This window comes from Actinomycetota bacterium (genome assembly GCA_040905475.1).
Lineage (GTDB): Bacteria > Actinomycetota > AC-67 > AC-67 > AC-67 > DATFGK01.
The window spans coordinates 1-22,280 of record JBBDRM010000123.1; the positions used below are offsets into that span (position 1 = coordinate 1).

The 22,280-nt window shown below is 66.5% G+C and carries 22 protein-coding genes and 1 tRNA gene; 15 read left to right on the plus strand and 8 right to left on the minus strand.

The features are described from left to right. The first annotated feature begins 376 nt into the window (after positions 1-376). Complete coding sequence (locus WEB06_14695) at positions 377-1,063, plus strand: NAD(P)-binding domain-containing protein (protein MEX2556861.1); 687 nt, start codon at positions 377-379, stop codon at positions 1,061-1,063. Between the two features lie 3 nt (positions 1,064-1,066). Here the strand turns inward: WEB06_14695 and WEB06_14700 are convergent, their stop codons facing one another. Next, positions 1,067-1,315, minus strand: a complete 249-nt coding sequence (locus WEB06_14700; protein ID MEX2556862.1) for a hypothetical protein — start codon at positions 1,313-1,315, stop codon at positions 1,067-1,069. 100 nt (positions 1,316-1,415) lie between these two features. Here WEB06_14700 and WEB06_14705 point away from each other — a divergent pair, with 100 nt between their 5' ends. Both WEB06_14705 and WEB06_14710 read left to right on the plus strand, forming a co-directional pair. Continuing rightward, complete coding sequence (locus tag WEB06_14705) at positions 1,416-2,477, plus strand: sigma-70 family RNA polymerase sigma factor (GenBank protein ID MEX2556863.1); 1,062 nt, start codon at positions 1,416-1,418, stop codon at positions 2,475-2,477. A 57-nt stretch (positions 2,478-2,534) separates the two neighbouring features. Then, positions 2,535-2,675 carry a hypothetical protein gene (locus tag WEB06_14710; protein ID MEX2556864.1) on the plus strand — a complete coding sequence of 47 codons (141 nt, stop codon included), beginning with the start codon at positions 2,535-2,537 and terminating at the stop codon, positions 2,673-2,675. A gap of 178 nt (positions 2,676-2,853) precedes the next feature. On the opposite strand, the gene WEB06_14715 is transcribed toward WEB06_14710, so the two are convergent. Further along, a complete protein-coding gene (locus WEB06_14715) occupies positions 2,854-3,447 on the minus strand; it encodes an ANTAR domain-containing protein (GenBank protein ID MEX2556865.1) in 594 nt (197 codons plus the stop codon). A gap of 204 nt (positions 3,448-3,651) precedes the next feature. On the opposite strand from WEB06_14715, the gene WEB06_14720 reads away from it, so the two are divergent. Genes WEB06_14720 through WEB06_14735 form a run of 4 tightly spaced genes read left to right on the plus strand, consistent with a single transcriptional unit; the run spans position 3,652 to position 5,841 of the window. Then, positions 3,652-4,059: an STAS domain-containing protein gene (locus WEB06_14720; protein ID MEX2556866.1), complete on the plus strand. Its 408-nt coding sequence runs from the start codon at positions 3,652-3,654 to the stop codon at positions 4,057-4,059. Continuing rightward, positions 4,052-4,402, plus strand: a complete 351-nt coding sequence (locus WEB06_14725; GenBank protein MEX2556867.1) for a hypothetical protein — start codon at positions 4,052-4,054, stop codon at positions 4,400-4,402. The genes WEB06_14720 and WEB06_14725 overlap by 8 nt, the downstream gene beginning before the upstream one ends. 32 nt (positions 4,403-4,434) lie before the next feature. Next, the gene (locus WEB06_14730) at positions 4,435-5,562 is read left to right on the plus strand and encodes a YbhN family protein (GenBank protein MEX2556868.1); all 1,128 of its coding nucleotides are present in this window, start codon (positions 4,435-4,437) and stop codon (positions 5,560-5,562) included. 6 nt (positions 5,563-5,568) lie between these two features. Next, on the plus strand, positions 5,569-5,841 hold the full coding sequence (locus WEB06_14735; GenBank protein MEX2556869.1) for a DUF6158 family protein: 273 nt from the start codon (positions 5,569-5,571) through the stop codon (positions 5,839-5,841). An 8-nt stretch (positions 5,842-5,849) separates the two neighbouring features. On the opposite strand, the gene WEB06_14740 is transcribed toward WEB06_14735, so the two are convergent. Beyond that, positions 5,850-6,554, minus strand: a complete 705-nt coding sequence (locus tag WEB06_14740; protein ID MEX2556870.1) for a hypothetical protein — start codon at positions 6,552-6,554, stop codon at positions 5,850-5,852. Between the two features lie 34 nt (positions 6,555-6,588). Beyond that, complete coding sequence (locus WEB06_14745; GenBank protein ID MEX2556871.1) at positions 6,589-7,161, minus strand: sigma-70 family RNA polymerase sigma factor; 573 nt, start codon at positions 7,159-7,161, stop codon at positions 6,589-6,591. Positions 7,162-7,366: 205 nt separating this feature from the next. Here WEB06_14745 and WEB06_14750 point away from each other — a divergent pair, with 205 nt between their 5' ends. Beyond that, a complete protein-coding gene (locus WEB06_14750) occupies positions 7,367-7,624 on the plus strand; it encodes a type II toxin-antitoxin system prevent-host-death family antitoxin (GenBank protein MEX2556872.1) in 258 nt (85 codons plus the stop codon). Positions 7,625-8,240: 616 nt separating this feature from the next. Here the strand turns inward: WEB06_14750 and WEB06_14755 are convergent. Continuing rightward, entirely contained in the window at positions 8,241-9,611 is a 1,371-nt protein-coding gene (locus tag WEB06_14755; protein MEX2556873.1) for an FAD-binding oxidoreductase, read from the minus strand. 627 nt (positions 9,612-10,238) lie between these two features. On the opposite strand from WEB06_14755, the gene WEB06_14760 reads away from it, so the two are divergent. The 3 genes from WEB06_14760 to WEB06_14770 all read left to right on the plus strand — a co-directional run bounded on the left by WEB06_14760 (position 10,239) and on the right by WEB06_14770 (position 12,955). Beyond that, positions 10,239-10,311: transfer RNA gene (locus WEB06_14760), tRNA-Arg, on the plus strand. A 208-nt stretch (positions 10,312-10,519) separates the two neighbouring features. Continuing rightward, positions 10,520-10,837 carry a helix-turn-helix transcriptional regulator gene (locus WEB06_14765; GenBank protein MEX2556874.1) on the plus strand — a complete coding sequence of 106 codons (318 nt, stop codon included), beginning with the start codon at positions 10,520-10,522 and terminating at the stop codon, positions 10,835-10,837. Between the two features lie 186 nt (positions 10,838-11,023). After that, positions 11,024-12,955 (plus strand): CocE/NonD family hydrolase, encoded by a 1,932-nt coding sequence (locus WEB06_14770; protein ID MEX2556875.1) that lies wholly within the window; start codon positions 11,024-11,026, stop codon positions 12,953-12,955. 33 nt (positions 12,956-12,988) lie between these two features. Here WEB06_14770 and WEB06_14775 read toward each other — a convergent pair whose 3' ends face one another. Next, positions 12,989-13,366: a response regulator gene (locus WEB06_14775; GenBank protein ID MEX2556876.1), complete on the minus strand. Its 378-nt coding sequence runs from the start codon at positions 13,364-13,366 to the stop codon at positions 12,989-12,991. Positions 13,367-13,373: 7 nt separating this feature from the next. Next, a complete protein-coding gene (locus tag WEB06_14780) occupies positions 13,374-15,206 on the minus strand; it encodes a PAS domain S-box protein (GenBank protein MEX2556877.1) in 1,833 nt (610 codons plus the stop codon). A gap of 72 nt (positions 15,207-15,278) precedes the next feature. Between WEB06_14780 and WEB06_14785 the strand changes: the two genes are divergently transcribed. Together WEB06_14785 and WEB06_14790 are read left to right on the plus strand one after the other, a co-directional pair. Then, positions 15,279-16,424, plus strand: coding sequence for an amidohydrolase family protein (locus WEB06_14785; GenBank protein MEX2556878.1), 1,146 nt, complete (start codon positions 15,279-15,281; stop codon positions 16,422-16,424). A gap of 81 nt (positions 16,425-16,505) precedes the next feature. Then, entirely contained in the window at positions 16,506-18,872 is a 2,367-nt protein-coding gene (locus WEB06_14790; GenBank protein ID MEX2556879.1) for a prolyl oligopeptidase family serine peptidase, read from the plus strand. On the opposite strand, the gene WEB06_14795 is transcribed toward WEB06_14790, so the two are convergent. Further along, positions 18,869-19,753 (minus strand): LLM class flavin-dependent oxidoreductase, encoded by an 885-nt coding sequence (locus tag WEB06_14795; GenBank protein MEX2556880.1) that lies wholly within the window; start codon positions 19,751-19,753, stop codon positions 18,869-18,871. The two genes, WEB06_14790 and WEB06_14795, sit on opposite strands and share 4 nt — an antisense overlap. A 159-nt stretch (positions 19,754-19,912) precedes the next feature. On the opposite strand from WEB06_14795, the gene WEB06_14800 reads away from it, so the two are divergent. Both WEB06_14800 and WEB06_14805 read left to right on the plus strand, forming a co-directional pair. After that, on the plus strand, positions 19,913-21,472 hold the full coding sequence (locus tag WEB06_14800) for a GGDEF domain-containing protein (protein MEX2556881.1): 1,560 nt from the start codon (positions 19,913-19,915) through the stop codon (positions 21,470-21,472). Between the two features lie 178 nt (positions 21,473-21,650). Further along, on the plus strand, positions 21,651-22,280 hold a 630-nt coding region (locus WEB06_14805; protein ID MEX2556882.1), incomplete at its 3' end, for a hypothetical protein.

Sequence of the window (22,280 nt, forward strand, 5' to 3'; positions counted from 1 at the left end):
GGGGGGGGGGGGGCACGGTGGGGGGCTGGGCGTCGCGCATGCCTTTCGCCACTGACACTTGACGTATTCCTTCGATGGAGCCGCGAACACCCCCGACCCAAGAAGCAAAGCCGAGGCGGCAACGACGGTCGCGATGAAACCGAGACGCGCGTAGGCGCGTGAGCGCGAGGTAGACATGATGAATCCCCCAAAAGGCGCTCACTTCACGCGCGTCCGGTGCACGACGTGGCGCCCACCTCTTCCGATACCGCCTCAATCGACGCGCCACTGACCGAAACGAATGGTCACTCCGGGTGGTTTCGGATAGTCCTTTTGCGGCGGTGCTCCGAAGAGGTCGCCCTAGACTGAGCGCTCGCGTCGATCAGGAGGAGAAGCCATGGCGAAGGTCGGAGTCCTCGGCACGGGGATCGTTGGTCGCACGCTCGCGGAGAAGATCGCGGGCCTCGGCCATGAGGTCGTCGTCGGCACGCGCGACCCGGAAGCGCTCATGACGCGCACCGAGCCCGGCGCCCGCGGCCTCGAGCCCGCCTCCTCATGGCTTGGCGCGAATCCCGGCGTCCGGCTCGCCACGTTCTCGGATTCCGCGGCCCACGGCGATGTCCTCTTCAACGCGACATCGGGTGGGGCCGCCCTCGAAGCGCTCGGCGCTGCCGGCGCCGCGAACCTCGCGGGCAGGGTGCTGATCGACATCACCAACCCGCTCGACTTCTCGAAAGGGATGCCCCCGACGCTGCTCGTTTCGAACACCGATTCCATGGCCGAACAGATCCAGCGGAAGTTCGCCGACGCGAAAGTGGTCAAGGCGCTCAACATCGTGAGCGCGCCGGTGATGGTCGATCCGGCCGCGGTCGGCGGAGGCGACCACGACATGCTGATCTGCGGCAACGACGACGGCGCCAAAGCCGAAGTCACACGCATCCTGAAGGAGTGGTTCGGCTGGCGCTCGGTGATCGACCTCGGAGACATCACGGGCGCGCGCGGGCTCGAGATGTACCTCCCGCTCTGGGTTCGCGTGATGATGAGTCAGGGGAGCGTGGGGTTCAACATCAAGATCGTGAAGTAGGAGTTACCAACCTCGATACGGCTCCTTCCGGCGTTCGACCTGATTCCAGTAGTCGCGGTGATCGACGATGAGCCCGTCGGTGTCGAAGCGCAGGATCGGGGCCCGGTCCGGCTCGCGGAAGATGAGCGCGCGATAAAGCGCCCTCTCGGCGTAAAAAGACACGATCGCCTCGACGTCGCGTTCGTGCCACGCACGCGTCCACGTCCTCGCCCAGTTGGCTGCAACGCGCCCGGCATCCACGGCCTGATTCAAGGCTGAGCACGCTTCGCGAACGGCTCCGTCGCCGCACGGGAAATATGCGCGACCGAAAGGACGTACAATGCTTTTACTGATTCCGGAGCGAGGATGCGACTTGAGAGACGCCGAAGCTCCAAGCTCCGAGCCCATTCAAGAAGACATCGATCTCGACCTCGACGATGCGGTGCTGATCGCCGACGTCGACGAGCCGATCGACCCACATGAAGCGGCGGAGTTGGCACGAGCGGCCGCGAACGTCGTGGGTCTCGGCGAGATCGACACCCTCGGGGCTTACTTGCGTGGGATCGGACGCTTCACGCTGCTGACCGCCGAGCGAGAGGTGGAGCTCGCGAAGCAGATCGAAGCCGGGGAGCTCGCCGATAAGCGACTGATCGGCCCGAAGAGCCAGGCGCTCTCGAAGCGTCGCAAGGATGAGCAGTTACGCCGCGAGGGCGAGCGGGCCAGGGACGAGATGATCCAGGCCAACCTCCGGCTCGTCGTTTCGATGGCGCGAAAGTACCGATGGACCGGCGTTCCGCTTCTCGACCTGATCCAAGAGGGCAACATCGGCCTCATGCGCGGCGTCGGCAAGTTCGACTGGCGCAAAGGCTTCAAGTTCTCGACGTACGCGACATGGTGGATCCGCCAGGCGATCCAACGCGGTGTCGCCGATCGCGGCCGGGTCATCCGGCTGCCGGTCCACATCCACGAGCTCCTGTTGCGGGTCGGGCGTACCCGGGTCCAGCAGAAGGGCGAGCTCGGGAGGGAGCCGACCGACGAGGAGGTTGCGAAGTCGGCCTGGTTGCCGGTCGATCGCGTGCGCGAGCTGCGTGGCCTGGCGGCCCACGTCCTCTCGCTCGAGACCCCGGTGGGAACGGATGGCGATGCCACGCTCGGCGAGTTCGTTCCCGACGAAGAGGCCGGCCGGGGCTACGACGACGTCTTGTCGGGCATCGGCCGGGACGAGGTCCTCAAGGTTCTGGCCACGCTCAATGACCGAGAACGACGGATCGTTGCCTTGCGCTTCGGGTTGACCGGAGAGGAGCCGCTGACGCTAGAACAGGTCGGACAGCTCTTCGGGCTGACCCGGGAGCGCATCCGCCAGTTGGAGGCGAAGGCGCTGGCGAAACTGCGCCATCCCTCGCGTTCGGCAGCCTTGCGCGTCGAGACCGAGTGACACATGAGCCGAGGCCTGCGATGCTAGGGTCTCTTTCTCCTGAGGAGGGAGATCCTTTTGGCGAAGCAGAAGCATGACAGCGGCCGCAAGAAGCAGGACCAGCGCCGCGCGAAGCAAAAGGCAGAGCAGAGTGGGAAGCGCGGCGGCAAAGGGTCGTTCGGCAAGCGCGGCGGTGGCGGCGGCAAAGGCAAACGGTAGCCGCCCCGGACGTGGATACGAGTGACCTCGTTCAGCGACGATCGTGGAGGTCGGCATGGGGACGAAGGACAAGGGCAGCAGCGCCAAGGACAAGAAGCAGAAGCCGAAGCGAAGCCTCAAGGAGAAACGCGCCGCGAAGAAGGCCAAGAAGGGCAAGTAGCTTCGGGGTTAGCCCGATCTATCGGGGGTCATCTCCGGCCGAAGGCTCGAGCTTCTTCAGCAGGCGATGGCTGGCGAGGACCGCGTCCGCCACGTCGACGACTTTGCGCTGCGTCCGACGCGCCTCCTCGCGCAGCATGTTGAACGCCCCTTGCTCGTCGACGCCGTGCCGCTCCATCAGGACGCCCTTGGCCCGCTCGGTAACGGCGCGGCGCCCGAACGCGCCTTCCAGATCGTGATACTCCGAGAACCGTCGTAGGACGATGTCGATCGAGCTCTGCAGAGCGGACGAATCTCCTCCGCCGGTCAAGTAGGCGAAGATACCCTGCGATGCGGCCTGCCGTATGAAGTCCTCGTTCTGCACGTCGAGCACGGCGATCACGGGACAGGCCGCTTCACGGACGATCCTGCCGATCATCTCGAGAGCTTGATCCGACCCTTCCTGGACGATCATGATCGCGACGTCCGGCCGTTCGGCCGCGGTAACTGCGGCGACGTTCGAAAGCGAAGCGGTACGAGCGATCACATCGTGGCCGAGCTCGGCCACGGTTCGAGCGAGGCGGTCGCGGAGCGCCTCGTCTCCGTCGGCGATCAACACTCTGAGAGTCGGCATGAATCGGTCACCGTTCGATCTAGCAAGGCTTTTTCCCAGTTTACATGCGACCGAACCAGGAACCGGGCCATTGACTATGACCGGCCGGCAGCCTATGGTGGAGTCCGACGGCCGAATACCCGCCGTCGTCATGTCGCGGCCCCGACCTCCGGTCGCAAGCCCCGAAGCAGCACGATCGGGGTTCCTGCGAGAGAAGAGGCCGCAATGTCTTCCACAACGCTGCTCGTTCTTACTACCGAGCGCCGGAACGGCGTCGCCGTGATCTCCTTCGAAGGGGACATCGACATAGCCTCCGTCGATCGCCTCGAGGAAGAGCTTGTCGCCGTGGAGCGGAACGAGACGATCGGCATCGTGCTCGACTTCGCCCGGCTGGAATTCATCGACTCCACAGGGCTGCACTGGATCGACCGAGCTCACCGGCGTGCGGCGCTCGCCGGACGGATCCTCGCCGTCTCCAACGACTCCAGCGCCATCAAGAGAACCTTCGAGCTCGTCGGGATGGGTTCGCTTCTGAATACCCAAGCCGTCGGAGGCCTCCTCGAGCGATTCTCCTCGGCAGGAGAGATCGATGATCCTCTCCTGCCGTCCGCTCGAGGCGGCAACCATGCTTGACTGGCGGGTTATCGAGGTCGAGAACGAACTTCGATTCCGAAACGCGAACGAAGCCATCGAGATGGCCAGCGACGAACGCGGCCACCAGGCGATGGAGGTCTACATCTGCGAATGCAGCGATGCCGGCTGCACCGCACCGATCAGTCTGACGCGTATCGAATACGAAGGCATCCGCGCACACGGCTCCTGGTTCGCCATCGCTACGGATCACGAGAACCCCGAGATCGATCACGTTCTCGAAGAGAACGTCCGGTTCTCGACCATCGCCAAGCTTCCCGGAGATCCCGCGCGACTCGCCGAGTTCAAGAATCCACGCCGTTGGGTTCCTGCGTGGAACCACTGACGATCGAACGCGTGCCCGACCGGAAGAATCGTATGCCTACCCTGCTTCGCGGGGCGATCGCACTCGGCGCGCTGGCCATCGTCGGATTCTTGATCTTGCCGAGGCTCGGAGATGCCGGGAGGGCCTTCGCGTTGCTCGACCGCATCAGCCCCGGGTACATCGCGTTCGGGATCGCACTCGAAGTAGCCGCCGTCATCGCCTTCGCGCAGCTCACGCGGAGCCTACTACCGAGGGAAAAGACGCCGCGTCTGGGTGCGACGTTGCGCATGAACCTCTCGACGCTCGCGGTGAACCGCGTGGTCCCGGGCGGGACGGTTGCCGGGTGGGCACTCAGCTACCGTCTGCTGACGCGGATGGGCATCACGGGCACCGACGCCGGCTTCGCCCTTGCGGCGCGAGGGATCGGGTCCACCGTGATCCTCAACCTTCTGCTCTGGATCGGGCTCGTCGTATCGATCCCGATGAGAGGCTTCGACCCGCTCTACCTGACCGCAGCGATCATCGGCTCTCTCCTCATCGGTGGGTTCCTAGGGCTCATCCTGGGTCTCACGCGTGGTGAACGGCGAGCGAGTGCCATCGCGTGCGCGATATCGCGACGTGTGCCGTTCGTCGAGGAAGCGGCCGTGTCCCGGGGGATGATTCGCATCACGGCGCACCTCAGGGTGCTGATCGCGGACCGAGCGCTCCTGGTCCGCGCAGCCGGATGGGCCGGCGCGAGCTGGCTCTTGTCGGCCGCTTCGCTCGGGGTGTTCCTCGCGGCGTTCGGGCACCGCGTCTCCGCGGACGGTCTGATCGTCTCGTTCGGGATCGCCAACGTCCTGGCCGCGATCCCCGTGACACCCGCCGGGCTCGGCGTCGTCGAAGCGGTGCTCGCGCCGATGCTGGTGGGATTCGGAACGCCTCCGGCCGTTGCCATCCTCGGCGTCATCGCCTATCGCACGGCCAACTTCTGGTTGCCGATCCCGGCCGGGGGTCTCGCGTACCTCACGCTCCGGAAGAGGAAGTTCAACACGCGAACGGGAGCCCAGAAACTTCGTCAGGCGGCGGGCGCAGCTGATGGGGTTAGCGTCTCCGCATCCCGCGTCTCGGGGATCAACGGCCGATCCGCCGCGCCGCCGGTACGCTCGTGGGTAGGATCGGAGATACCCGTTAGGTGGTGACCGTCGATGACAAAACGAAAGCTGGGCGTTTCCGCTCGCAACCTCACGGATGAGGCGCTCCACCGCGAGCTGCGACAGTTGTGGCGCACGCGCGAGGAGACGGTCTTCCGCGGCAGCGCTCATGCGATGGCCACGCACACCAGCCGCATGCTCGAGCTCGAGTACGAACTGATCGCCCGGTTCCCACGAGAGACGGAGCCCGCCCCGACGCGAACGCGCAGTGGCTCGCGGGCCCGCAGCGGCCAGCCCCCCGGCCGACGGGGCGCTCGAAAGCCCTAGGACTCCGCTTAGGTGCTGGGGACGGACGGCGTCGTCGCGGGAGTGGGTTCGGTCGGGCTGGGTTCGGGCGACGGCGAGGAAGTGACGGTTTCGCTCGGTGATGGGGTCGGCGAAGGCGGCGGAGACGGTTTTTTAGTCGCCGGCGTGGTCGGCTTGCCTTCGGGCTCGTTCGACTTCTCGGGCTTCGGGCCCTTGCCCTTGTTGCCCTTCGCTCCCTTGTTCGGCTTCCCGCAATCGCTCTGGGCCGCCTCGCGAACCTTCGAAGGATCCTTCTTCTCGACCGCGCTCACGTAGTCGCCGTGCGTCCAGTTCCCGGGCAGCGTGTCGACGTCGACGAGGTTGCAGACGCGCGCGTCGTGGAACCGGGGATTCGGGCCGCCGTGGTTTCCGACGGTCTGTGCGACCGCGAAAGCGCCGCCGCCCACCATCATCCCGATGATGACCCCGAGCACGACGTTCGGAACCTTCGCGCGGATACCCCGCCACATACCGCTCATCCCCATCCCCCTTCGAGTGGATCCTTCGGATCGCCGAGCCGCCGCCGCGAGCCTGATCCCGGCCGTCTCCGCTCCCGCGAGCTCGGAGTCGCTCGGCGGGCCGCCGGCCGCCCGTAGAACGGCTGCGACCCGGTCGTAAGCCGGGGTTGCGTCTGACGGGAGCGTGCCGGCAAGCAGCTCCTCGGTCGGGTCCCGATCGTCCCGGTGCTTTGGCATCTCAGTACGAAGAGCGACCGGGGAGCGCGTTTCGTTACGTCGAGGCGTCTTCGTGGTTGGGATCGCGCAGGCGAAGGCGCTCCAGGTGATCGGCCAAAGCTCGGAGCCCGCGGCTCGTCAGCACACGAACGGCCCCCGGGCGCTTCCCCAACAGCCGCGCGACGTCCGCGACGGGCAGGCCGGCGACGACTCGCAACGCGACGGCTTCTGCCTGGGCCGGAGGGAGCGTTCGGATCAAGGCAAGTGCCTGAGCGGTTGAGAGGCGCTCCTCGACGAGATCAGCCGTGTCCGCGCTCTCGGGCAAGGAATCGTGTGGGACGGGATCGGTCTTGTCGCGCCGTTGCTTCCGTTGGTGGTCGAGGAGGCGGTGCCGCGCGATCGTGAACAGCCACCGCCGGAATGCGTGCTCATCGCCGCGAAAGCGCCGTATGTCCCGAGCGGACTGCAACCAGGTCTCGGACGCGAGGTCCTCCGCAGCGTCCGGAGCGGCCACGCGGAAGTAACGGCCGAGAGCGGGGTGGAACGCGCGCCAGAGCCGCTCGAACGCCTGGGCCTCACCCGCGCGGGCGCCGGCGAGGATCTCGTCGAATGCGGGGATCGGGTCCATCGGGTTACTCCAGGCGTCGACGGGAGCGAAGGGCCGCTTGAGATGCGCGCCTCGCATCGCTGGAGAGGCACGGGTCAATCATCGCCGAGAACCGGACGGGCGCCTTCTAATAGTTCGGCCTTCGGTCCCTGCCGAACCAGATGGCGCGCCCGGACGAAATCGTCATCCTTTGACAATACATGGCTAGATGTGACTCAATATAGCCATGAAGACGGTCAAGATCGCCGAACTCAAGAACCACCTCTCGGAACACCTGCGAGCGGTCGAGGCAGGAGCCGAACTCGTCGTGACCGATCGCGATCGACCGATCGCGCGCATCGTCCCACACAGGGGGACCGAAAAGCGCGTTCGAGTGACTCGACCGACGCGGTCGTTCACTACCGTTCGCGGCAAGCGATATACCCCCGCCAAATGGCGCATCAACTCCACCCAGCTCTTGCTCGAGGAGCGGCAACAACGGTGAACGCGTACGTTGATTCCTCTGTGTTGCTGCGCGTGGTCCTGAGAGAACCGGCCCGATTGAACGCGTGGCCAAAGATCACGACTCCGGTGTCGAGCGAACTGATTCGGCTCGAGTGCCTTCGCACGATCGACCGCGCCCGAATCCGACTCGGACTCGAAGATGAGTCGGTGGCAAAGCAGCGGGCTGCCGTTCTTGAGATGCTAGAGACGTTCAATCTGATCTCGATTGACGGAGCCGTTCTTGATCGGGCCGCGGAGCCGTTTCCAACTCTGCTTGGATCACTCGACGCCATCCACCTTGCCAGCGCACTCCTTGCGCGCGAACAATTCGAGGGGCTCATACTCGCTACTCACGACGACGGGTTGGGACTTGCAGCTCGATCCGTAGGTTTCGAAGTGCACGGAGGTGGCATGACTCCATAGCCTGGGCGGTGGACCCCGACCCCCCGTCCCCCCCGCCCCCCGTAGCCCCCGTCCCTCGTAGCTAAACGGATTAGAGCAGCGGTTTCCTCAACTGTGCGTGCAGGTTCAATCGCTGCCGGGGCACTCCAAACTTTTGGCCGTAGGGAACGCGGTGTTGCCGGCTCGAGCGGCCGGAAACAGAGACGTCACCTCGTCTACGGCTTGATGTTCTGGTTGATGTGGAAGAGATTGCCGGGGTCGTATTCCTTCTTCACTTTGACCAGCCGGTCGTAGTTCCCCTTGTAGTTGTCCTTGATCCTGCCCTGGTCGTCGTCGGACATGAAGTTGACGTATCCGCCCGACTCCGAGTGCGGCGAGGTCCCTTTGTAGTAGTCCCGAACCCACTGGATCCGCTCTTTGTCGACCTTGGGGTCCTGCCACGCCGCGACGATCACAGTCGCGAAGTTCGCGTCGCGGTAGGCGAAGGCGGTCTCGTCGTCGGCGACGTCGTGGGCCGCGCCGTTGATCGGGTACAGATGCATCGTCGCGCTCACCTCCGGCACCTTCGCGCCGTGGATGACGTGCTGCTCGATCGCTTCGTCGCTCAACTCGGTGACGAAGTTCCCTTTCCAGTAGCTGCGGATCCCTTTCGGGAAGAGCGCGTCGAAGGCGCCGTTGAGCCACGGGTATGGCATCGGGGCAGCCATCTCCGCGACGATAGGCGCGAGGTCGCGGAACGGCTTCATCGCCGCCTCGCCTTCCTCGATCGGCCCCGCCCAGTGCACGATCGCCGCACAGAGCGTGTCCCCATGACGGTTCTCTGGGATGAACGGCAGGGGCGGCGCGATCTGGAACGCGGGGAACGCCCCGTACTCCCGCGGAGCGTTCTTGATCCACTCGCGATAGAAACGGAACAGATCGCCGGTCGATTCGAGCTCGTAGAAGAAGAGGCCGACGTAGACGTCCTTCACGGGGTGCAACTTGAACTCGAACGAGCTGACGACGCCGAAGTTGCCGCCGCCGCCGCGGAGCGCCCAGAAGAGATCGGCATTCTCGTCCTTGCTCGCGGTCTTGACTTTTCCGTCGGCGGTGACCACATCAGCAGATAGCAGGTTGTCGATCGTCAGGCCGTACCCGCGCGTCAGATGCCCGATGCCCCCGCCGAGCGTGAGCCCGCCGACGCCGGTCGTGGAAACGATGCCGCCGGGGGTGGCGAGTCCGTACGCGTGCGTCGCGTAGTTGAAGTCACCCCACGTGGCGCCACCGCCGGCGCGCGCAGTGCGTGCCGTGGGATCGACGTGAACGCCTCTCATGAGTGAAAGGTCGATCACGACGCCGTTGTCGTTCGTACCGAATCCTGGGGCGCTGTGACCGCCGCCTCGGACCGCCAGGTCCAGTCCGGCGTCACGCGCGAAGTTCACGGCGCCGATCACATCGGCGACCTGCTCCGCGCGGACGACCACCTTCGGATGCTTGTCGAACATGCCGTTGTGGACGGCGCGAGCCTCGACGTAGCCGGGGTCCTCGGCCGTGATGATCGGTGCCCGCACCTGCTCACGCAGTTGCTCGATCGTCGGTTTGCCCATGGTGCATCCCCCTCGGTCTAAGAAAGCCTACGCCAGCCACTCGAGGAGCACGATACACAGCGCCGCCAAGCTTGAACAGGTCGAATTGCACTCTCGCGGGCTTCGATCGCGCTGTCTCCGGAGCTTCTCCCGATCGGAACGGCACGGTCGTTCTGAGTTCACCCGCGAAGGGACGCCCGGACCTCCGCGATCTTGCGGCTCGACACAACCGATGAAGATCGAGACCGCGGCTTCGACCGTACGAGAACCTGCGCGTCATTCCGCCAAGCGATCCCGACTTCCAGCCGATGTTCCGGGACCGCATTGACATCGAGAGCATCAACCGTGGAGTCGACGACCGCCTCTATCTGCGCCGGGCCACAGTCTCGGCCACGCCCGGCAACTCGTGAATGTCTTGGGCTATGCCTTGATGGTCAACGCCCTCGCTAGCCGCCGCTACGGCACGAGCTCTGCACAAGCCGCCTGATCACTCACTAGCCTCAAGCAGGTAGTAGGCCTGGCGAAGTCTGCCCAAGAGGCTCCCGTAGAACTCTGCGACCTCCGAAAACCCGCTGGCCTCGTGCGTTACAGTTCTTTCGTGGAGCTGCCTGGTCGGTCGGGTTTTCGCCCAGGTTTTCGCCATGCCCCGCCCCCGTAGCTCAACGGATCAGAGCATCGGTTTCCTAAACCGTGTGTGCAGGTTCGATTCCTGCCGGGGGCACTGGTAGCACGAACTCCGACAGCACGACGTCCGACACGATCGACCTGCGCCAACGCGAGCATCGACCAGACGGTGGTCGAAATGGTCCGCTCCGGTAAACGGATTCTTCGGCCGATCAGCCCGAACGGAAGTTCAAGACATCATCTGCGTCGTTGTCCAGGTCTACGCTGCCCATGACGAACTGGAGTTCTCATATATGATAATGCCAATGCCGAGATCGAAGACGCCGCGACGGTCCCCTCGAGATGACCTGGAGGACTACGTCACTGAGCGTACGGAGCGGAATCCAGACTTCCCGCGCCTCATTCAGGCGGCCGCAGAGCGAAAACGACTCCTCCGGGAACTTGCATCTGCCCGTCGTGCTGCGCGCTTAACCCAATCGGATGTCGCGGCTCGGATGAAGACGTCCACCTCAGCCGTCGCCCGACTCGAACGGGGAGAGATGAACCCCACCGTGGCGACCCTCCAGCGGTTCGCGACCGCGGTCGGCAAGAAGATCGACTGGCGACTCGTCCGTGGTGCCTGACGCAGTTCTTCGTCCGACGCCGGTATCCGCCCCGACGACACTTCGTGTGTGGGTCGCTCAGTGCGAACGGCTCACCCTCCAAGCGGGGAGGGTTTTTCGTATACCGTCCAATTGGGAGCACTCTTAGCAGGAACCCGGCGGCCCGGGCCCGAACCCCTCAACGACCGACGACGGGGGGTTCCGGCCGTGAAGCGACTCGCATCCTTGCTCCTTCTCGCTGCGCTCGCGCTCCAGCCGATCCCGGCCCGCGCGGCCGACTACACGATGATCACCGACGTTCGCATCGCGATGGACGACGGCGTGCCGCTCGCTGCCGACGTGTACGTCCCGACGATCCCCGACGCGGACGGCGACGGCCTCTACCCGTGCGTCGTGGAGCTCACCCCGTACCGAAAAGAGACAAGGGCCGAGGAAGGGGCGAGCTACCTTCCGTCGCAAGGGGTCGCGCTCATCGAGGTCGACGCCCGCGGCACCGGCGGCTCCGCCGGCGAGTACGACATCGTGTTCTCGGTACGCGAGCAGCAGGACACGGTCGCGTGGATCGACTGGGCGGCCACGACGGCGACCAAGGACGGCAAGCCGCTCAACGACACGAACAAGCTCTGCGAAGAGACGGTCGGGATGTACGGCGGCTCGTACTCGGGGATCATCCAGTACCTCGTCGCGTCGCTGCCCACCTCCCCCGGCGACGTTGGGTACGGACGGCTGCCGACCGGCTCCACGCACCTCGCGGCGATCGCGCCGGCGCGCGCCTACGGGGACCTGTACCGCGACATCGTGTACCACGGCGGCGTCGTGATCGGGACCTTCGGCGCCATCTGGTCCGCCGGCACGACGGCGTTCTACACCCAGCCGCCGACCGATCTCCCGTCGGGCCCGGCGGCCGCGGCATGGACCGATCACCTCACCAAGAACGACCCGCTGATCGTGAACTACATCGAACGCCCGTACGCGGACGCGACCTTCGCGAGCAACGGATCGACGCCGCAGTGGTCGCAGCGGATCTACGAGGACTCGAGCGCCCTGCCTCGCATCGAAAACCTCCGCGTGCCGACGCTGCACCTCGCCGGCTTCTTCGACGCGTTCACGCGCGGCCAACTTCGCACCTTCCAGGAAGCGCTCGCGCTCGAGGGTCCCGGCCGGGGGCCCAACTTCCTCATCGTCGGGCCCTGGAACCACACCGGTACGCACTTCATCGACCCCGACCAGGGGTTCAAGCAGCGGCTCGGCGACTGGTACCGCCACTGGCTCGAGGCAGCGGCGAACGGCATCCCCGCCCCCGCTTGGATGGGCGGCCCGCGCGTGTCCTACTTCCAGACGACGAGCGGGAAGCTGAACGCGATGACGCCGGCCGACGGCGACTGGCGCACGGCCGCGAGCTGGCCGCCCGCCGGCGTCAATGCGGAGAAGCTCTTCATGGCGCCGGGCAACCTCCTCGCGCGCACCCTCCCCGCGGTCTGCAGCGGGACGTGCGCCGGGACCTATCTCTACGAGCCCGCCCAGGGGAAGGCCGAGACCTGGTCGCGGTGGGACAACGCGGCCGGCATCCCGGTTCCGCAGCTTCAGCTGGATCAGCGGCTGGATAGCGAGGGCGTGACCTTCGAGACCCCTGTCCTGAGCGCACCCCTGTCGGTCGCCGGACCGATCGCCGTCCATCTGGTCGCGGGAACGCAGGGGCTGCCGGGAGATCCGGCCCTCGCCGGAAGCTGGCCGGGCATCCTGCAAGTCTTGCCGCCCTATCACGACACCGACTTCGTCGTGAAGGTGTCCGACGTCGCACCCGACGGCACCGCGACGCTCGTCACGCAGGGCTACCTGCGCGCGTCGCACCGAACCGTCGACGCATCCCAAAGCAGCTTCATCGACGGGGTCAACATGGCGCCGTTCCATCCGCACACCCTCGCGGCCCTCGATCCGCCGCCGGCCGACGGAACGCCGCGCGAGTACGACATCGAAGTCTGGCCCGTCGCCAAGACCTGGGCGGCGGGACACCGGCTGCGCGTGGACATCTACTCGGCCGACACGCCGAACCATCTCACGCTGATCAAGCCGGCGCTGAACACGATCTACTTCGGGCCCGGCTCCGAGTCCTACATCGCCCTCCCGGTGATCGATTAGATCGCGGCACCCTCGCGGCCGCGCATCTTATCTTCAGCTCCCCGAGTCCCCGATGATCTTGGCGATCAAGCTGCGAAGCATTTGGACGTCGAAGGGCTTCGTCAGGTATTGCGCGCCGAATGCGTCTGCCTTCCTCGACGCTTCCTCGCTCACATGGGCCGACACAACGACGACACGCAACGCGTCGAGACGCCCATCGGCCTTCAGCGTGGAGAGGAACGTCCACCCGTCCATCCCGGGCAGGGAGATATCGAGCAGCACAACCGACGGAGTGATGCGGTCCAACGCCTCGAGTGCGTCCTCTGCGGACGCCACGGCCACAACCACGTAGCCCGACATCTCGAGCGTGAGCCGCACGGTCAACTGGATGTCGGCCTCGTCCTCGACCAGCAAGATCGGTCCGCCCGGCATCAGCCGATCACGCCCCGTTGAGGCGAGCAAGGAAACGAGCACCGTGTGGATCGACGGGTTCGTGCCACATGACACCCCCGAACGCCTCCACCAACCGGCGTACGAGCGCGAGACCGATGCCGGAGCCACTGATGGCCCTTGCGTTCTTGCCGCGCGTGAATGGCTCGAAGAGCCGTGGAACGAGGTCGGGGGATACGCCCGCTCCGTCGTCTTCGACCCAGAACTCGATGTACGGATGCACTTCGTGGGCGTGCACCTCGATGTGCGGGCCACCGTATCGGTAGGCGTTGACGAGCAGGTTCGTGACCACCTGCTCCAAGCGAACGGGATCGGCTCGGACCCGCAGGCCCTCCGCCACCAACACGGATACGGTTCTGCCTTCGGGTGCCGGCGCGGAGCCGAGCGCTCCCCGGATCGTCGTCGCAAGGTCGACGCCCTCTAAGCGCAGCGTTGCCCGCCCGGACTCCACCTGGGACAGATCGAGGAGGTTGGCTACCAAAGTGCTCGCTCGTTCTCCCTGACGCTTGAGCGCAGCGAGCGATTCTTCGATCTGCTCGTCGGTCATCTCCTTGAGATGAATGGCCAGCACCTGCCCGAGCCCCGCGAGGGTCGCGAGCGGCGTGCGGAGCTCGTGCGCCGCGTTCTCGATGAATTCGTCCCGCAGATCCTCGAGGCGCCTGCGCTCGGTGATGTCGCGGATCGCTGCTACCAACAGAAGCCCCTCGTCGGTCTTCAAGGCACCGAGTGAGATGTCGACGGAGAACTCGCTCCCATCCCTGCGCAAGCCGGAGAGCGCAAGCCCCTCCCCCATCGGCCGAGAACGAGGATCCCGGAGGTAATCGCTCCGATGGCCGACGTGCACGGCCCGGTACCGTTCGGGGAGCAGCTCCTCGACGCTCTTCCCGACGAGTTCGTCGCGTTCGTAGCCGAACAGCTTTTCCGTCTGAGCGTTCACGAGGACGATCTCTCCGTCGGGGTCGATGATCACGATCGCATCCGGCGCGAACTCGAGGAACGCCCGGAAGCGCTGCTCGCGCTCCCGCACCGCCGCCTCCGCTCTGACCCGTGCCGTGATATCACGGCCGATGACCGATGCGCCGACCACCGTGCCGGATGGATCGCGGACCGGCGAGATGGTGACCGCCACGTTGATCGGCGCGCCGGACTTGGTGATCCGCTCCGTCTCGTAGTGGTCGACGTCCTCACCGCGGCCGATCCGCTCGAGGATGTCCTTCTCCTCACCGGCGCGTTCGTCCGGGATCAGCAGCGAGATCGAGCGGCCGACGACCTCGGCCGCGGCGTAGCCGTAGAGGCGCTGAGCGGCGCGGTTCCAGGTCGTGATGATCCCGTCCAGGCTCTTGGCGAGGATCGCATCGTCCGAGGACTCCACGATCGCGGCGAGAGCCAAGCGCTCGGCCTCGGCACGGTGACGCTCCGTTGTATCGCGGATCGCGGCGGCGAGGAGCACCTCGGCTTCCGTGGTCAGCGGGCTGAGCGAGATGTCGACGGGGAACTCACGGCCATCGCTCTTTCGCCCGTAGAGCTCCAATCCCGCGCCCATCAGCCGCGTTCGCGGATCGGCGAGATACCCGGCCCGATGGGTGACGTGGGCGTCCCGGAAGCGCTCCGGCAGGAGCATCTCGATCGGCGACCCGACCAGTACTTCCCGGTCGTACTCGAATAGCCGTTCGGTTTGCCGATTGACGAGCACGATGTGGCCGGCAGCATCGATGATCACGACGGCGTCCGGCGCGGATTCGAGGAAGGACCGCAGAGTTTCAGGCGAAACATGGTGAACCATCGTCCGTTCCGTCGAGCCCTTCGGCGGCGGTTGGCTCACGGGCAGAGCATACGCCCAGGATGATGGACGAAGGCTTGCCCGGTCCGCCGGCTCGCTAGAAGATGACTCCCCATGAGCGCCGTCATCGACGTCGACCAGCATCTGTTCGAGCCGCGCACGATGTGGCGCGAGCACATCGATCCGTCGCTCCGCGACCGGGCGCTCGCGATCGAGGACGACGAGCTCGGCTATCCCTGGCTGACCTGGAGAGGCGAACGTCTGTATCTCGCCGAGGTCCAGTTCCCCGGCAAGGCGAAGGCGATCGGCGACATGCGCATGCGCCTCGCGCGCGGTGAGCCGGCCGAGCATCGCTACGACGACGTGATCCCGCTCGAATACCACGACGCCAAGGCCCGGCTCGGCCGTCTCGACGAGTGGGGACTCGACGCCGCGGTGCTGTTCCCGAACTTCGGCTTGTTGTGGGAGGAGATGCTCGCCCAAGACGTCGAGGCGCAATGCGGGAACATGCGCGCCTTCAACCGATGGATGGCGACCGCGGTCGCGGACGGCGCCGGGCGACTCCACGGCGTCGCTCACATGACCCTGCGCGATCAGGAGTGGGCGCTCGCCGAGCTGAAGAATCTCTACGCCGACGGGATCAGGCTCGCGATGGTCGGACCGGCACCCGTCGACGGCAAAGCGCTGTCACACCCCGACCTCGATCCGATCTGGCGCGCATTCGTCGAGCACGGCGTCTCGCCGGTCTTCCACGTCGGCGGTTTCCGAAGCCCGCTGGACCAGGCGTGGTTCGAGGGCGATCCCGAGCCGGTCGACCGGATCCTCGACTCCGTCTTCTTGTGGGTGGCCCCGGCGGTCGCGCTCGCGAACATGATCGTCAACGGCACCTTCGACCGGCATCCCGACCTGCGCATCGGCGTGATCGAGCTGACGGCGCACTGGGTTCCGCAGTTCGTGCTCATGCTCGAGGGCGCGTACGGCTTCTACGTAGCCCGGCACGGCGAGCCGCCGACGAAGCTCGCCCTCAAGCCCGGCGAGTACATGAAGCGCAACGTTCGCGTCGCCGCACTCGCCTACGAGCAGCCGGCGAACCTGATCTCCCTCATCGGAGAGGACATGTTCATGTTCGGCAGCGATTGGCCGCACGCCGAGGGGATCGCCGAGCCGCTCCGCCAGTACCAGGCGGCGACCGGCGATCTTGCCGGCGTCGCACGGGACAAGCTGTTCGGAGGCAACGCCGCCTGGCTGCTGCGCCGATAGCCCGTTGCGCGGCGCCTCGGAAGTTGCCGGACGCCAGCGCATCCCGCAGGGTTGGGAGCCGCGCGCGTCGAAGTGGATACCGTGCGCATACCCGCCCGTCTGATCCTCTCTTTTGCCTTCCTGGCGCTGCTGGCTGTGGTGATGCCGGTCCGCGGCGCGGCTCCAGCACTGCGAGTGGTTCCTCGTCCGGCCGTGCCGAAGCCGGGCCCGGCGGTCCTGCACGCGCCTCTGGCCTCCGCTCCGATGCTGGAGGATTCCGGCGGTTGGCCCGCCGCGCCGCTGATGGTGTCGGGGGCAGACGCCTACGCGGGCGGCGAGTACCTCTACCAAGACTTCATCTACGACTCCTTCGGAGCCAACACCACCAACGCGCCGCTTCCTCCCGATCCGGTTCCGGCGGCCTCCGACTCCACCTTCAGCGGGATCACCGGCGACATGGTCTACCCGACCGACGCGAAGACGTACGCCTACGACGCGGCCGACCTGCTGGAGTTCCGAGCGCGGACTTTCGGCGACACGCTCGACTACCGGATCACGCTGAACACGATGCTCGCTCCCGACGTCGCCGGCATCGCGATCGGGATCGACACGGACCGCGACGCGTCGACGGGGATGGACGACTGGGGCTCGGGGATCGGCTCCCTCGGCGCGCTCGGGCTCGAGCACGTCGTCGTTTCGTGGGGTTCCGGCGCGACGCTCGACGGGAAGGCGATCCCCTCCCGCGCCGACGTGCTCCGCAATCAGATCGAGATCCGGGCGCCGCTGAAGCCGGGCGCGCAGACGTGGCGCCACTATCTGGTCGTCGGCCTCTTCGACGCGGGAGCGAAGTCGTTCAAGCCGATCCAAGACGAGCCGACCGGGACGCTGCCCGGCGGAGCCCACGGCACCGACGCGCCGCCGGTGTTCAACGTGGGATTCCGTTTCCACGAGCCCATCGGGGGGATCACGCTCGAACGCGGTTCGCGCGGCGCCGGGATCGGGAGCCATCGCGACCACGCGCAGGCGCTGGCGCTGGCGGCGCGCGACATCTCGGGCCTCCATGCCGACATCTCGTTCGCGAAGCTTCGCGCGCACGTCTCCGAGTCCCACGTGCCGACGTACGGTCACCTCAACCGGCTGTACGTCTCACACCTCGATCTCGGCGAAGGCGCTCAACCGACCCGACCGATGTTCCTGGGTCGCATCCAGCCGTATTCCGTCTACGTGCCGATCAGTTACCGCAAGGGTCATCCGGCGCCGCTGCATCTTTGGCTGCACTCACTTGCCGCCGGCTACAACCAGTACGCAGCGTTCGCTCCGAACAGCTTGGCGCAGCTCGGCGAGGGACGCGGCTCGTTCCTGCTCACGCCCGCGGGCCGCGGTCCCGACGGCTGGTACCACGACGAAGCCGAGGTCGACGTGTTCGAGGCGTGGGCCGACCTCGCATCGCGCTACGACATCGATCCGTCGCACGTCACGATCGGTGGCTATTCGATGGGCGGCTACGGAACCTACAAGCTCGGCGCGCAGTATCCCGACCTGTTCGCGAAGGCGTTCGCCGTCGTCGGGCCGGCGGACGAGGACATCCTCGGCGGGCCGACCGGCGGGATGGTTTCGAGCGTCAACCACAACTTCGACATCGCCACCAACCTCCGCAACGTGCCGCTGCTCATGTGGAACGGGATGATCGACGAGCTGGTTCCCGTGCTCGGCACGCTGCAGTTCGAGAACCGGCTGCACGAGCTGGGACTGCGGCACGAGCTGGATCTGTTCACGACGCACGACCACTTCCTCTTCTCGATCCTCGACGAGTGGGGGCCGGGCCGGGACTTCCTCGGCGCCGCCAAGCTCGACCCCGCGCCGTCGCACATCACCTTGCGGGTCGTCCCCGGGCAGGACGTGCCGAAACTCGGGCTCGTGCACGACCATGCCTACTGGCTCTCCGGCGTGCGGGTCGCACAGGGCGCGGAAAGCGCGCTGGTGGACGCACGTTCGCTCGTCCACGGCGAGGCGCTGCCGGCCACGTCCGAGATCGCCGGCGTCGGCGTCGACCCGGCGCCGCACATCAAACGCGGCCTCACGTGGACGCAAGGCACCGAGACTCCGCGGAACGCGCTCGAGGTCTCGCTCGAGGGGGTTTCGGCGGTGACGATCTGGAGCGAGCGCGCCGGCATCGACACGACGAAACCGTTCGAGCTGACGATCGAGTCTCCGGCACAGGCCGTCGTGACGCTCGCGGGTTCGTTCGGCGCGCGCGCGCTCACGGCGCCGGCGGGCTCGACGAAGATGACGATAAAGATCGAGCCGGTCGTCGCTTCAGGCTCTCAGCGTCCGGGCGTCGCACCGCCGGCGCCGGCCGGCTCTCTTCCGGCGACCGGCGTCCCCGCGCGGACCGCCGCGGCGCTCGCGCTTCTGGCGTTCGCGGGGATCACAGCGCTGGTCCGGCGTTCGAAGATCCGCGCCTCCTAACGCGACCCTCGGACGACCGGCACGACTTCGGTCGCGAACAGCTCCAGCATCTCGGGATCGTCGCGCAGCAGGAGCGCGACCACCACCTCGTCCGCCTGGTAGGAGGCGATCCGTTCCGCGCAACTCTGCGGGGTGCCGGTGACGATCCGCGCGGCGAGCGTTTCGCGATCGACGCCCGATAGGAACGCGGCCCTCCCGCGGAGTCGCTCGACCGCCGCATCGATGTCGCGGTCGCTCGCGCCCACCAGAACCGTGAGCCCGACGGAACGGCGGATCGATGACCGTTCCCGGCCGGCGCGATCGCAGGCCTCGTCCAGTCGTCGAGACAGCAGCGCGAAGCCGTCCGGCGAAGCGTCCCACGAAACGTTCCATACGTCGGCGTGTCGCGCGGCAAGGTCGATCAATCGCGGCCCCGTCCCTCCCGCCAGGATCACCGGTCGCTCTCGGCCGAGTCCGCGCAATGCCTCGAGCGTCGCTTCAACGCGCGCGATCCGCTCCCCGTAGCCGGGAAGTGCGATCCCGAACGCGCGATGCTCGGGCTCGTACCAACCCGTCCCGACGCCGACGACGAGACGCCCCGGAGCCAGACCGCGCGCGGTATGCGCGACGAGGCCCGGGCTCCGCATCGTCGCGGCGAGTACGAGGGTTCCGAGCTCGATCCGGGACGTCTCGCGCCCCAGTGCACCGAGCAGCACCAGCGGCTCGAGCGCACCCGACACCGTCCCGTCGGGTGCGACGGCGAACGGATGATCGGACACCCAAACGCCGTCGATACCGAGGGCCTCGGCCCGGCGAGCGACACCGACTGCTGCGTCGAGGATCGAGCCCGCGCGGGGATCGCGGTCCACCTCGTATTGCGGGAGCGCCAGGCCGACTCGCATGCCTCAGTGTGCAAGGCATAGCCCATCCGGGCCTATGGGACGAACCACAGAGAGTGGTTTAGGCGGGTCCAGGTCAAGAGCCCGGCGCCGAACGCCGATTCATCCCAGGAGGCTCGCATCGGACGTTTCTGGACGAACTTCGTCCGGGAGGTGCGGGAGGTGACCGTGGAAAGCGAGGCGATCCGTCTGGGGCCGGAGGCGTCGCGTCGCGATGCCCTTTTGAGCGCAGCGCGAGACTGGGTTCGCGATCCGGGTGGCAGGGTCGTCGCCGGTCTCACCGTCTACGGACTCGTCTTCCTCGCTTGGCAGATCTTCGGCTGGGGAGGCCCCGGGCGCCGGACCCTGATCAGCGATATCGCCTTCCTTCCCGTGAGCCTCGCGGCTGCAGCGCTCGCCCTTCGCGCGGGCCGCCATGAGCGTCTCGACCGCCGGACCGCACGGGCGTGGCGGATCATCGCGGCGTCGTTCTTCCTGTACTGGCTGGGCGACGCGATCTGGACGCTCGAAGAGAACCTCGGCAGTGCGCCGTTCCCGTCCATCGCGGATGTGGCGTACATCGCCTTCTATCCGCTCTTGCTCTGGGGGATCTTCGCCTTCCCGACGGGACCGCGCAACGCCACGGAGCGCACGAAGCTTTGGCTCGACGGCGGAACCGTGGTCGTCGGTTCGGCGATGATCCTCTGGTACTTCTCGCTCGGGCCGACCGCCCAGGCGAGCGGATCGAACCTCCTCGAGTCGGCGGTCTCGATCGCCTATCCGATCGGCGATCTCGTCCTTCTGTTCGGCATCGCGCGGATCCTGCTCGGCCGGCCTGCGAGAGGAAGCGGACACGCGCTCGGGATCCTCGCGTCGGGACTGCTCGTGCTCGTGATCGGCGACATCGGTTTCGCGCACTTGGCGCTGAACGACTCCTACGCCGGCGGCGACTGGCCCGACTCGGCGTTCATGATCGCGCAGATCCTGACCGTGGTGAGCGCGCAGTACCAGTATTGGCACGCGTCACGCGGCGATCATGGACGAGCGATCCGGCCGCCGGAGCTCAGGACGTTCAGTCCCTACCCGTACATCGCGATCTTCGCGAGCTTCCTGCTGCTCGCGATCGTCGGCTGGAACCAGGCCGTTTATCCGATCGGTGGCCTGATGGTCGGCGCGCTTATCGTCACGACGCTGGTCGTGGCCCGCCAGATCGCCGCCCTGCGCGAGAACTTGCGATTGCTCCGCGAGCTCCATCAGCTCGCGAGCACCGATTCGCTCACCGGACTAGGAAGTCGCCGTCACTTCTACGAGCTCGCCGAGCGAGAGTTCTACCTGGCGCGGCGGGGCGGCCGTCCGCTCGCCGCGATGATGGTCGACATCGATCACTTCAAGTCGATAAACGATTCCTTCGGGCACGCCGCCGGTGACTCGGTCCTGCAGAGCGTCGCCCGGCAGTGCACCGAAGGCCTCCGCTCAGGTGATCTCATCGGACGCTACGGCGGCGACGAGATCGTCATCCTGCTCCCGGACGCTGATCTGGAGGCCGCTCTCGCGGCTGCCGGCCGGATACGCGCGCAGGATGTCGTCGTGGAGACGCCGGGCGGGGCCGTGCGCGCAACGTTGAGCATGGGCGTCTCGGCCTCCGGCGACTGCGGCGACCTCGCCGAGCTCCTCCACCGGGCCGACCTTGCCTTGTACGAGGCCAAGCAGGCCGGGCGAAACACCACCCGGGCCATCGCCTAGCAGCCCCCAGCTTTTCTGAAAGTCGGCTTCGTTAGAAGGGGACAATCCGGCAGAGACCGACCCTTGCCGTGACCAAAGTCCCAGCTCGTGCAGGACCGAGGCCGGGTGCATCGAAATCGGACCCATCTGGATCGAGTGCCTGCCTAGGAGTGGGCCGACCTCAGGAGGGGGGAAGTGCGTGGAACGTTCGCCGGCTAAGAAGCTGATGATCGTTCTCCTCACGGTCCTGCTCGGGGTATTCCTCATGGGCATCGTTGCTGATGCTCACTTCCCCGGCAAGGCCTGCGAGAACGAGACGCCGCTCGCGAAGAATCCGCACTGTGCTGAAGGGCACGGTGGAGAGAACCCGGGCGAATGCTCGGACGGGATCGACAACGACGGAGACGGGTTCGTCGATGAGGACGACCCCGACTGCCAGCCGCCGCCTCCGCCGGACGAGTGCAACGACGGCATCGACAACGACAACGACGGCGCAACGGACGGCTTCGATAGGGACTGCGACGACGGTTCGCCGGAGTCCGGTTCGGACGAGCCGGAGTGCTCCGACGGCGTCGACAACGATCGCGACGGCAAGACCGACTTCGGTGGACGAAACGGCGATCCGGACTGCGAGTCCGACGACGACGATTCCGAAGCAGGAGCGCCGCCGCTCCCGGCGTGCAGTGACGGAGATGACAACGACGGTGACGGACTCGTCGACGGCGACGACCCGGGCTGCACGGACGAGAACGACAACGACGAGACCGACCCGGTGACTCCTCCGCAGTGCAGTGACGGGGATGACAACGACGGCGACGGACTCGTCGAC

Excerpts from the sequence above, each read along its gene's own strand:
- WEB06_14750 (MEX2556872.1), top strand. The coding sequence starts at position 7,367 with ATGAAGACGGTCAAGATCGCCGAACTCAAGAACCACCTCTCGGAACAC.
- WEB06_14775 (MEX2556876.1), bottom strand. The coding sequence starts at position 13,366 with ATGCCGGGCGGACCGATCTTGCTGGTCGAGGACGAGGCCGACATCCAG.
- WEB06_14745 (MEX2556871.1), bottom strand. The coding sequence starts at position 7,161 with ATGGACCCGATCCCCGCATTCGACGAGATCCTCGCCGGCGCCCGCGCG.
- WEB06_14695 (MEX2556861.1), top strand. The coding sequence starts at position 377 with ATGGCGAAGGTCGGAGTCCTCGGCACGGGGATCGTTGGTCGCACGCTC.
- WEB06_14715 (MEX2556865.1), bottom strand. The coding sequence starts at position 3,447 with ATGCCGACTCTCAGAGTGTTGATCGCCGACGGAGACGAGGCGCTCCGC.
- WEB06_14720 (MEX2556866.1), top strand. The coding sequence starts at position 3,652 with ATGTCTTCCACAACGCTGCTCGTTCTTACTACCGAGCGCCGGAACGGC.
- WEB06_14725 (MEX2556867.1), top strand. The coding sequence starts at position 4,052 with ATGCTTGACTGGCGGGTTATCGAGGTCGAGAACGAACTTCGATTCCGA.
- WEB06_14785 (MEX2556878.1), top strand. The coding sequence starts at position 15,279 with ATGAGCGCCGTCATCGACGTCGACCAGCATCTGTTCGAGCCGCGCACG.
- WEB06_14765 (MEX2556874.1), top strand. The coding sequence starts at position 10,520 with ATGCCGAGATCGAAGACGCCGCGACGGTCCCCTCGAGATGACCTGGAG.
- WEB06_14740 (MEX2556870.1), bottom strand. The coding sequence starts at position 6,554 with ATGCCAAAGCACCGGGACGATCGGGACCCGACCGAGGAGCTGCTTGCC.
- WEB06_14795 (MEX2556880.1), bottom strand. The coding sequence starts at position 19,753 with ATGCGAGTCGGCCTGGCGCTCCCGCAATACGAGGTGGACCGCGATCCC.
- WEB06_14735 (MEX2556869.1), top strand. The coding sequence starts at position 5,569 with ATGACAAAACGAAAGCTGGGCGTTTCCGCTCGCAACCTCACGGATGAG.
- WEB06_14755 (MEX2556873.1), bottom strand. The coding sequence starts at position 9,611 with ATGGGCAAACCGACGATCGAGCAACTGCGTGAGCAGGTGCGGGCACCG.
- WEB06_14730 (MEX2556868.1), top strand. The coding sequence starts at position 4,435 with ATGCCTACCCTGCTTCGCGGGGCGATCGCACTCGGCGCGCTGGCCATC.